The sequence below is a fragment of the Actinomycetota bacterium genome (genome assembly GCA_014360655.1).
GTDB lineage: Bacteria > Actinomycetota > Geothermincolia > Geothermincolales > RBG-13-55-18 > JACIXC01.
In genome coordinates, this window is sequence record JACIXC010000022.1 from 17,839 (window position 1) to 27,158 (window position 9,320).

A 9,320-nucleotide genomic window follows, 5' to 3' on the forward strand; every position below is an offset into this window, starting at 1 on the left:
CGCCCCGGGACGGGGCCTGCGGATTCCTCACGCCATCAGCCCAGCGCCTGGACTAGGAAGTCCTCCCACGCCACCTGGGCCATGAAATGGTCGTTGAAGTCCTTGATCATCACGTACATCCAGTAGAGTCCGTAGATGCCGCAGGTGACGATGGAGAGCAGGAGGAAGGTCACGAACTCGCGCCGGGGCACCGAGGGCACGGCCTGCGCCGCCTGCGACGAGAGCCCCAGCTTGGCCAGCGCGCTGCTCATGAGGGTGAAGAAGTACGCCTCCGCCTGGTCGTGCTGCACGTAATCCTGCATGAGCAGGTAGTAGAGTATGAAGGTCCCGATGCCGGTCAAGGCGCAGATGAGGAGCCATATGGCCGCCCCCCTCTCCGTGGCCATGGCGTTCATCTGCATGCGCACCGCGGGCGCTTTTCTAAACGCGCCATGCGGCGAAACTCTCCGTGGCCATGGCGTTCATCTGCATGCGCACCTGCTCCAGCTGCGCCAGCTCCGGCGCGATCAGGTCCTCCCTGCCCCTTGCCTTCTCCCGCAGGGTGGCGATGGCGGAATCGACCACTCCCGCCATGCGCCGAAAATGCTCGTCCCTCCTCTGCACCAGCTTGTAGATGATGTAAAAGCCGTAGATACCGCAGGTGACGAGGGAGAGCAGTATGGCCATGCCGGGGTCGGTCATGAAGTCGGTGCTGGCGCGGGCGCCCACGTGGTAGGAGAGCGCGGATGCGCCCTGCGCGGGTTGCTGGTAACCTTCCATACTCTTCCTCCTTTCCCACTCCCGGAGTCGGGCCGGGATCCTATATGTTCACCCCAAAGAGCAGCAACCTGCCCACCCAGGCCGCTGCCAGAAAGGCCAGGGTAGCCCAGCCCCATCTCTTCCAGGCGCCCTCCCGCGGCCTGGGGAGGATGCGGCGCCCCGTTATCCTCTCCGCCGAAAGAATCGAGGTGATGAGAAGCAACAGGCCGAAAAGCGGTGGACCCAGCAGGTGCAGCCGGAACGCCTCCGCCAGGCGTCCGTGGGCGGTGGCGGCGAGGCTGCGCGTCATGCCGCAGAGCAGGCAGGGCAGCCCGGTCAGGCGGTGGAAGAGGCATCCCGGGGTCACGCGTTCCAGGAAGCCCTCGAGGTAAGTATAGAGATAGGACCCGCCCAGGACCAGCAGCCCGCCGCACAGCAGCTGCGTCTCCGCGGAAACGCCCTTGAGCCGGGATAGCGGTGGCGACACGGCAAACTTTTCCCCTGCGGTAACCCCGGGAACATCCCGCTGCATCTCCATGAAGGCCCACCATCCTCCTAGCCGTCACCCGCCGACTTCGCCCGTCAACCCCGTCCACGCGATACGCTCGCACTTTCGGGATCCCCCCACCAGATGATACCATCATAAGGCTTTTTCCACCTGCCCGGCTCCAGTCAAGACAGCGGGCGTTTATTCCGAATCTTATAGCGTGATAAGTGCATCCGGGTGCAGCGGAGCGGGGAATGAGAACGAAGGAGAGGTACGCGAGTCGGGAGGAAGGCTTTACCATCGTGGAGCTGATGATGGTGCTCCTCGTCATCGGCATCCTGGTGGGCATCGCCGTCGCCTCCTACTCCTTTTCCGTTTCGACGAGCAAGGAAACGGCGTGCCGGGCCAACCTGAGAGTCGTCCGTGAGGGGATAGCCGCCTACTACGCCAAGAACGGCCGCAACCCCGCGACCCTTTACGAACTGGTGCCGGATTATATCGATCGCGGCTTTACCTTCCGCTGCCCCTATTCGCTTGAGGAATATTCATACGACCCCGCAAGCGGAAGCGTCTCCTGCCCGTATCACGCTAACCTTTGAGGTACCGGAGGGGAGTTGACATGAGGTACGCGAAGTTCGAGCGCCTGGTGCTCCTGGTCATCACCGTGGCCGTGGTGATCATGGCCATCTCCATGGTCGTGCAGCGGACGGACGGGGTGGAGGTTTTCGGGCACCTGCTCATGCTGGTCGTCATCGTCTGCAGCCTGTACGGAGGCAGGAGGGGAGCTCTTTTCGGCTTCCTCGCCTGCCTCGCGGCCTATACCGCCGTGCGCCTGCTGTTGCGAGGAGACTGCAGCGCCGGCGCGGCCGTCCAGCTCATACTGGTGAAGCTGGCGGTCTACGGCGCGCTGGCCCTCCTCTGCCATCACATGCGTGCCCAGTTCCGCTACTTCTTCGTGAAGATGGAGAGGCAGGACCTGGTGGACGACGAGACCCAGCTCGGAAACGCCCGTTTCCTCATCCAGGAGCTGACCAACCGCATCAACGAGTACGAGAGGTACGAGAAGCCCTTCTCGCTGGTCTGCTTCGCCGTGGACGAAGGATTCGTCTCCGCCATGAAGGCCAAGAGGGTGAGCGTGCTGCGGGACCTGGCCACCAACGTGCTCAAATCCGATACGCGCGCCGTGGACGAGCTGGCGCGGGAGGGGAACCGTCTCATCGCCATCCTGCCCAACGTCGGGATGGAGGGAGCCCAGGCCTGTGCCAGGCGACTCTCTGAAAAGGTGCGCGCTTACCTCTCTCAGGCAGGAGAGGGTGACGGGCAGAAGGGTCTGGTGGTGTCCGTTCTCGCCTACCCCGAGGCGCGGGAAGAGATCGACGGCCTGCTCGCACGCCTGCGGGAAGGCGAGGAACCGACAGGATAATCGCCCGGCCTCGCCTTCCCGCAAAAACGTGTGCCATGCCGGCGGAGGCTCTCCATCAAAGAACCCCTCCCCGGTAACCCCCTGCCTTTCCTCCGCTCTCGGCCTTGCCCAGCACCGCAAGCACCACGGGTGAGAATCCCCGCCGCCCCGCCAGGAAAGCGCCCAACCAAAACCCCGCGAGGCCGGCGATCACCGCCGCGATAACGGCGGCTCCCTGGTAATCTCCCCCACCCGCCAGGGCGAAGGAGAGCGCCACCAAGCCGAAAGCGCCGGCCATGCAAGCCAGGGGCAGGCCGAACAGGATAAGGTAGGAGAGTATGAGGCGGCGCGGGGGTAACCGCAAGAGTACTTCGTCCCCCACCTCGGCCCCCGCATCGTCGCGGGCCCTGAACTCCATGACGTGCTCGCCGCGGCGGGACAGCAGCCCGCATCCCCCGCACTGCGCGCAGTTCACCCGCGCCACGTGCACCAGGACGCAGCGCCCTTCTCTCTCCACGACCATGCCCCTGCACTCCATGATCACAGTATAGGCGCTCGACGCGCCACGGGCACCTGCAAGCCGACTTCTTCTCGTTTTTCGCGCATGAGCGAAGCGCCGGCCGGCGGGGCGAGCTCCGCCCCATCCTCCACGAGGCCGAACCGCAAACCGCTCCGCGCCCGGAAGGGCCCGCCTCCCGGTTCCTTCCATGGACCGGAGAGGACTCCCATGCGGGTAAAACGCGTGGGAGCGACGTTTTCCGTGTCACGTTTTCCAACAGGGAAGCGAACAAAAGGGGGGTGGACAACAAGCGGTTCAAGGTTTAAATTACAATCTGGTTTTTGTTTATCAAAGCACGGTGGAAGTACACGTCAATGGAAAAAACGACAACGGTGGCGGGGAGAAAGATCCCGAGGTTCCTCCCCAGGGTTAGAGGCGGCGTACATCCCCCCGACAACAAACAGGCCACAGCCGACAAGCCCATCCGCAAGATGGGCGCTCCCGAACTCGTGGTCCTGCCCTTGCGACAGCACCTGGGGGCTCCCTGCTCACCCACGGTGGGCAAGGGAGACCGGGTCCTGGTGGGCACCGTGGTCGGCGACAGCGAGGCCTTCGTCTCCGCCCCCGTGCACTCCAGCGTGTCGGGCGCGGTGCGGAACATCGCGCCCCATCCCCACCCGGCGGGGGGTGAGGTCCTCTCCATCTTCATCGAGAACGACGGCGAGGGCGCCCTCGACCCCGGGCTTTCCCCCCTCGACTGGAAAAACATGGATGAGAACGGAATACGGCGAGCCGTGCGCGCGGCCGGCATGGTGGGCCTGGGCGGAGCCGCTTTCCCGACCCACGTCAAGCTCAGCCCTCCCGGCCAGTACCCCATAGACACGGTCATCCTCAACGGCGCGGAGTGCGAGCCCTTCCTGACCTCCGATTACCGTCTCATGCTCGAGTGCGCAGAGGAGATAGTGGAGGGCATGCGCATCATCATGAAGGCGGTGGGTGCACGCAGGGGGATCGTCGCCGTGGAGGACAACAAGCCCCAGGCGTTGCGCGTCATGGCGGAAACCATCCGCGATCCCGCCATCGAGCTGCGTTCCCTGCATACCCGCTATCCTCAGGGAGCCGAGAAGGTGCTCATCACCACGCTCCTGGGACGCGAGGTGCCGTCCGGGGGGCTTCCCATGCACGTGGGGGTGGTGGTGAACAACGTCGGCACGGCACAGGCCATCGCCCGCTACTTCCGCACCGGCCTGCCACTGGTGGAACGGGTGGTCACCGTCACCGGCTCCGTGGTGAGGGAACCGGCCAACCTCCTGGTCCCCCTGGGGAGCAGCTTCGCGGCCGTGGTGGAGTCCTGCGGAGGTTTCACCGAGCCCCCGGCCAAGGTCATCATGGGAGGGCCCATGATGGGGCTGGCCCAGTATACCCTTGACGTCCCGGTGATCAAGGGGACGTCGGGCATACTCTTCCTCTCCTCCGCGGAGGCGGGATACGAGATACCGAGGGAACCGGTATGCATCCGCTGCGGTCGCTGCGTGCAGGCCTGCCCCATGAACCTCATCCCCACCTACCTTGCGGCGTACGCCCATCGCGAGAAATGGGCAGACCTGGAGAGGCTGCACGTGAACGACTGTATAGAGTGCGGGTGCTGCACCTACACCTGTCCCACCAGGAACCCCATCGTGCAACTCATCAAGGCGGGGAAGGCGGAGCTGGCGCGCAGGAAGGCGCTCGTGGAGAAACGCCGGGCGGATAAAGCCGCCGCGGATGCCGACGGGGGAGGCGGGAATGGAAGCCGGTAGGTTCATAGTCTCCACGTCCCCCCACATCAGGGACCCCATTACCACGCGCAGGATCATGTGCCACGTCATCGCTGCCCTGGCGCCGGTCACCGTCTACGCCGTGGTCATCCACGGCATCCACGCCTTCTACGTGCTGGTCTCGTCCATCGCGGGTGCGATGCTGGGCGAACTTGCCGTGCAGAAGGGGAGAAAGCTGCCGGTAACCCTCGACGACTGCAGCGCCCTGCTCACCGGGTTGCTCCTGGCCCTCACCCTGCCCCCGCAGCTTCACTGGTGGATCGCCCTGATCGCCGGCCTGGTGGCCACCGTGCTGGGCAAGCAGATGTTCGGCGGCCTGGGCCACAACCTCTTCAACCCGGCGCTGGTGGGGAGGGCGGTGGCCTTCGTCTCCTGGGCCTCCTACATGAACGCCGGCTACGCCAAGTCCGCCTCCATCGCTATCGCCAACACCTCCACCCACAAGCTCATCGAGAAGGCGGTGGACGTGGCCAGCGGGGCTTCCCCCCTGGCGGCGATGAAGATAATATACGATCCCTCGACGAGTCCCATCGGCCCCGGCGGCGTCCCCCACGGGATACAGGCATCCACCTACTATAAGCCGCTCTTCCTCGCCAATCCCTGGGGATGCCTGGGAGAGGTCTCGGCGCTGCTGCTCATCCTGGGAGGGGTATACCTGGTGGCCGTGCGCATCATCGACTGGAAGATCCCGGTGATCTACGTGGGCACGGTGGCCGTGCTCACCTCCTTCACCGGGAGGGACCCCCTCTTCTACACCCTGGCGGGCGGCCTGCTCATAGGGGCCGTCTTCATGGCCACCGACTACACCACCAGCCCCCTGGCCGGCAGGGGAAAGGTGGTCTACGCGCTGGGCCTGGGGCTGGTGACCTGGCTGCTGCGCTTCTGGTCCAACAACCCCGAGGGGGTCATGTTCGCCATCCTCTTCATGAACGGGCTGGTCCCCATCATCGACCGCTACATCCTGCCACGCACCTACGGCACGGTTAGGGAAGCGAGGAAAACCGGGGAGTCCGGGGAGGCCGCCGCATCATGACACGCCACATCCTCAACCTGGGACTGCGCCTCTTCCTGGTGTGCGCCGTTGCCGCCGTGGGACTGGGATTGACCTACACCCTGGTGAAGGACCGTATCGCGGAGCAGGAGCAGAAACGCAAGGCGGAGGCGGCGGACGCGGTGCTGGCCTCCCTGCAGGCAAAGGCAGAGGAGGACCTGGAGCTGACGGCCTCCCTGCAGGGGGATTTTCCCGATCTCATCGGCGTCTTCGAGGGCAAAGGCCCTGGAGGGGATGTCGTCGGCCACGCCTTCGTGCTCAAGAGCAAGGGCTATAACTTCATCACCATGGCCGTGGGGGTGAGCGCCGAGGGTAAGGTCACCGGCATCGAGGTGGTCACCAACGAGGAGACGCCGGGCCTGGGAGCGGTGGCGGCGGAATCGGAGCAGTTCCTCGGCCAGTACCAAGGCAAGGGGCCGGATCCCCTCACCCTGCGCGTGGACGTGGACGCCTACTCCGGGGCTACCTTCACCTCCAAGGGGATCAACAACGGGGTGAACATGGCTTTGGAGATGTGGAAAAAACTACAAGAGGGGGCTTGAGGAGGAGACCATGGATAATCCCGACAAGGAAAGGACCCTGCGGGGAGAGTTCCTGAAGGGCTTCATCACCACCAACCCCCTGTTGGTGCTCATGGTGGGACTGTGCTCCTCCCTGGCCATCTCCACGAGGGTGGAGAACTGCATCTTCATGGGTCTGGCGGTGATCTTCGTGCTCACCTGCTCCAACGTCATCATATCCCTCATCCGCAACTTCATCCCCGACCAGGTGCGCATCCCCATCTACATCGTGGTCATCGCCTCCTTCGTGACCATCGTGGACCTCACCCTCAAGACCATACCCCCCGTCTACGAGAGGCTGGGGGTGTGGATCCCCCTCATCGTGGTCAACTGCATCATCCTTGCGCGCGCGGAGGGCTACGCCTCAAGCGCCAGGGTCTCCCACTCCTTCATGGACGGGTTGGGCATCGGGATGGGTTACACCTGCGTGCTCCTCATCATGAGCGTGTTCAGGGAACTTTTCGGCACGGGCAAGATCGTCCTCTTCAACACCACCATCATCGACCTGCACATCAAGGCGGTCCCGGTGATCCTCATCATGTTCCCGGGCGCCTTCATCACCTTCGCCATGCTCTCGGCGATATTGCAGTGGTACCAGGCACGGCGCAAGCCGGAAAGCGGGGAGGGAACGAGATGAGCGAGGCCTGGCGTTATTTCCTGCTCCTCTTCGGCGCGGCCGTGGTCGCCAACATCCTGCTCATCCGCTTCATCGCCCTCTGCCCCTTCTTCGGCGTCTCCACCAGCCTGGAGACATCCCTGGGCATGAGCATCTCGGTGATCTTCGTCATGACCATGGCGACCTCGGTGAGCTGGATAGCCTGGAACTACGTGCTGGAGCCGCTGGGGGTGGGGGAATTCCTCTACATCCCGACTTTCATCCTGGTCATCGCCAGCCTGGTGCAGTTCGTGGAGATGGTCATCAAAAAGACCAGCCCGCCGCTGTACAAGGCCATGGGCATCTACCTTCCCCTCATCACCACCAACTGCGCCGTGCTGGCCGCCGCCACGGAGAGCGTGAAGCCGGGTTTCTTCACCAAGCTGAACATCGCCTACCACTACGGGTTCGTGGAGTCGGTGGTATACACCATCGGCGTGGCGGTGGGCTTCTCGCTGGTGCTCATCCTCTTCGCCGCCATGCGCGAGAGGCTGGAGCTGGCGCCCATTCCCAAGTTCTTCCGGGGGGTGCCCATAGCCTTCATCACCGCCGCCATCTTCTCCCTGGCCTTCATGGGGTTCGCGGGGATGTTCGGGCTGTAGGAAGAAGGGCTGGGCCTCCGGTAATGAATGGCCGGGGGAAGAAAACGGGGGAAGGGTTTGAGGAAAAGGCGGGGAGAGCGAAGAGGCTCGAGGAAGAAATTCGTCCGCAAAGGATGAAGTAAGGCAAGAAGGCAAGGATAGATAAGGGCAAGGAGCTGGAATTGGACTGGTCGCTGGTGTGGAAAGCAGCCGTTTCCCTGGCCGGTTTCGGCATCCTGCTGGGCGCCATCCTGGCCGTCGCCTCCCGGCGTTTTCACGTGGAGGTCGATCCCCGCGTGGAGGAAGTGCTGGCAGCTCTTCCCGGCTCCAACTGCGGTGCCTGCGGGCTGCCGGGATGCGAGGCCGCGGCCGCGGCGGTGGTGGCCGGGGACGCGCCGGTCACCGTGTGCAGGGCGGGTGGACCCGACGTGGCTGCCGAGGTGGGGCGCATCATGGGGACGGAAGCGGGAGCCATGGTGGCACTGGTAGCCCACATCCACTGCCGGGGCGGGAAATCTTTGTCTCCACTGCGCTCTTTCTACCAGGGGGTCAACTCCTGCCGCGCCGCCGAGCTGGTGGGCGGCGGCAAGGCCTGTCCCTTCGGTTGCCTGGGGCTCCAGGACTGTGCCGACGTCTGCCCGGTCAACGCCATCACCTTCGACGAGGAGGGTATCCGCAGGGTCAACGTGCGCAAGTGCACGGGTTGCGGTCTCTGCGCCGATGTATGCCCCCGCGACCTCATCGAGATGGTCCCCGCCGACGCCCGCGTCTTCGTGCGGTGCAAGAGCCATTACACGGGGAAGAAAGCCACCAGCGTGTGCAAGGTGGCCTGCACCGGCTGCCGCCGCTGCGAGAAGGCTTGCCCCGAGGACGCCATCCACGTCTCCAACGGCTTCGCCACCATCGATTACGAGAAATGCACCGGCTGCGGCGAGTGCGCCGCGGTGTGCCCCACCGACTCCATCCAGGTCTGGGTACCCCATGATGATCACCCGGAGGGCGGGGAATTCGTCGTCCCCGAGAAAAAGAAGCCCGCGAGGAAGAAAGGGCGGCCCGGCGGGGAAGAGAAGGCCGAGGAAGGGGAATAACCGGCACAGGCTCTGGGCACGAGGTTAGGGCAACAGGTGTGGTCAGGCAGCAAGGCGTTTCCCGTTTAGCGTCATTGCGAGGAGGCGCGTAGCGCCCGGTCCCCTGTCATTGCGAGGAGGCTCGTAGCGCCCGGTTCCCTGTCATTGCGAGGAGGCTCGTAGCGCCCGGTCCCCTGTCATTGCGAGGAGGCGCGTAGCGCCCGGTCCCCTGTCATTGCGAGGAGGCGCGACAGCGCCGACGAAGCAATCTCGCCGGGAATACGGATAGGGTATGGGTGCCGGGAGGGGGAGCAAGGTCCGGAGGAGATCGCTTCGTCGCTCCGCTCCTCGCGATGACATTTTCGGTCCCCTGTCATTGCGAGGAGGCGCGCCAGCGCCCGGTCCCCTGTCATTGCGAGGAGGCGCGCCAGCGCCGACGAAGCAATCTCGCCGGGAATACGGA

General features: G+C 64.5%; 12 protein-coding genes. 8 read left to right on the forward strand and 4 right to left on the reverse strand.

What is annotated here, in order from left to right; genetic code table 11:
• Nucleotides 1-35: 35 nt before the first annotated feature.
• The 3 genes from H5T73_12120 to H5T73_12130 all read right to left on the reverse strand — a co-directional run bounded on the left by H5T73_12120 (nucleotide 36) and on the right by H5T73_12130 (nucleotide 1,270).
• Entirely contained in the window at nucleotides 36-251 is a 216-nt protein-coding gene (locus H5T73_12120) for a DUF4234 domain-containing protein (GenBank protein MBC7248505.1), read from the reverse strand.
• A gap of 169 nt (nucleotides 252-420) precedes the next feature.
• Entirely contained in the window at nucleotides 421-759 is a 339-nt protein-coding gene (locus H5T73_12125) for a DUF4234 domain-containing protein (protein MBC7248506.1), read from the reverse strand.
• Nucleotides 760-799: 40 nt separating this feature from the next.
• Nucleotides 800-1,270, reverse strand: a complete 471-nt coding sequence (locus H5T73_12130) for a DUF2752 domain-containing protein (GenBank protein ID MBC7248507.1) — start codon at nucleotides 1,268-1,270, stop codon at nucleotides 800-802.
• 209 nt (nucleotides 1,271-1,479) lie between these two features.
• Here H5T73_12130 and H5T73_12135 point away from each other — a divergent pair, with 209 nt between their 5' ends.
• On the forward strand, nucleotides 1,480-1,824 hold the full coding sequence (locus H5T73_12135; GenBank protein ID MBC7248508.1) for a prepilin-type N-terminal cleavage/methylation domain-containing protein: 345 nt from the start codon (nucleotides 1,480-1,482) through the stop codon (nucleotides 1,822-1,824).
• A gap of 20 nt (nucleotides 1,825-1,844) precedes the next feature.
• Complete coding sequence (locus H5T73_12140; protein MBC7248509.1) at nucleotides 1,845-2,648, forward strand: hypothetical protein; 804 nt, start codon at nucleotides 1,845-1,847, stop codon at nucleotides 2,646-2,648.
• Nucleotides 2,649-2,703: 55 nt separating this feature from the next.
• On the opposite strand, the gene H5T73_12145 is transcribed toward H5T73_12140, so the two are convergent.
• The gene (locus H5T73_12145; protein MBC7248510.1) at nucleotides 2,704-3,150 is read right to left on the reverse strand and encodes a SoxR reducing system RseC family protein; all 447 of its coding nucleotides are present in this window, start codon (nucleotides 3,148-3,150) and stop codon (nucleotides 2,704-2,706) included.
• Nucleotides 3,151-3,500: 350 nt separating this feature from the next.
• Between H5T73_12145 and rsxC the strand changes: the two genes are divergently transcribed.
• The 6 genes from rsxC to H5T73_12175 all read left to right on the forward strand — a co-directional run bounded on the left by rsxC (nucleotide 3,501) and on the right by H5T73_12175 (nucleotide 8,878).
• Nucleotides 3,501-4,925 carry an electron transport complex subunit RsxC gene (rsxC, locus tag H5T73_12150; GenBank protein ID MBC7248511.1) on the forward strand — a complete coding sequence of 475 codons (1,425 nt, stop codon included), beginning with the start codon at nucleotides 3,501-3,503 and terminating at the stop codon, nucleotides 4,923-4,925.
• Nucleotides 4,912-5,976, forward strand: coding sequence for an RnfABCDGE type electron transport complex subunit D (locus H5T73_12155; GenBank protein MBC7248512.1), 1,065 nt, complete (start codon nucleotides 4,912-4,914; stop codon nucleotides 5,974-5,976). The genes rsxC and H5T73_12155 overlap by 14 nt, the downstream gene beginning before the upstream one ends.
• Complete coding sequence (locus tag H5T73_12160; GenBank protein ID MBC7248513.1) at nucleotides 5,973-6,536, forward strand: FMN-binding protein; 564 nt, start codon at nucleotides 5,973-5,975, stop codon at nucleotides 6,534-6,536. Before H5T73_12155 ends, H5T73_12160 begins: the two co-directional genes overlap by 4 nt.
• A 10-nt stretch (nucleotides 6,537-6,546) precedes the next feature.
• Nucleotides 6,547-7,191 carry an electron transport complex subunit RsxE gene (gene rsxE, locus H5T73_12165; protein ID MBC7248514.1) on the forward strand — a complete coding sequence of 215 codons (645 nt, stop codon included), beginning with the start codon at nucleotides 6,547-6,549 and terminating at the stop codon, nucleotides 7,189-7,191.
• Nucleotides 7,188-7,811, forward strand: a complete 624-nt coding sequence (locus H5T73_12170) for an electron transport complex subunit RsxA (protein ID MBC7248515.1) — start codon at nucleotides 7,188-7,190, stop codon at nucleotides 7,809-7,811. Before rsxE ends, H5T73_12170 begins: the two co-directional genes overlap by 4 nt.
• Nucleotides 7,812-7,972: 161 nt before the next feature.
• On the forward strand, nucleotides 7,973-8,878 hold the full coding sequence (locus H5T73_12175; protein ID MBC7248516.1) for an RnfABCDGE type electron transport complex subunit B: 906 nt from the start codon (nucleotides 7,973-7,975) through the stop codon (nucleotides 8,876-8,878).
• The last annotated feature ends 442 nt before the right edge of the window (nucleotides 8,879-9,320 follow it).